The organism is Streptomyces sp. MBT53 (assembly GCF_016654115.1).
Classification (GTDB): Bacteria; Actinomycetota; Actinomycetes; order Streptomycetales; family Streptomycetaceae; genus Streptomyces.
Genome location: NZ_JAEQAZ010000501.1, coordinates 1 through 491 on the forward strand (window position 1 = coordinate 1; position 491 = coordinate 491).

1 pseudogene is annotated in these 491 nt (G+C 69.9%); it reads right to left on the reverse strand.

The features are described from left to right. Positions 1-491, reverse strand: a pseudogene (locus JHN45_RS52480) (hypothetical protein); the annotation flags it as partial.

Consider the following 491-nt stretch of genomic DNA (forward strand, 5'->3'; position numbering starts at 1 on the left):
GCCGCCGTTCCAGGCCGCGATCAGCTTGTCCTTGATGACCGTGTGGTCGGGGCCCTTGGGCAGGTCGCCGTGGACGAAGCCGTCGCCGGCGGCGGGGTTGCCGTCGAACTTGACCGCGCCGCGGTAGAGGTCGATCTGCGCGAAGCAGCCCTCGTCCGGCACCGCGATGTCGAGCGAGTCGGTCTGGCCCTTCTTCACGGTGACCGTGTCGAAGTCGACGAAGACCTGCTGGCCGGAGGTGGCGAAGGTCGGGCCGTGCGCGATGTACGAGGCGAGCGAGGCGGTGCAGGTGGACGCGTCGCCCGCGGTGCGGACCTTGATGTGGACCTTGCCGTCGTCGGTGGGCTTCAGGTTCTGGTCGTCGACCTTGACGGACGGGAAGAAGCTGGTGCCGTCCAGCGAGAACTGGCAGCCCTCGGTCTCGGTGACCGTGCCCGCGCCGGAACCGGGCTTGTAGTGGCCGCCCGACTCCCAGCCGTCACCGCCGCCGC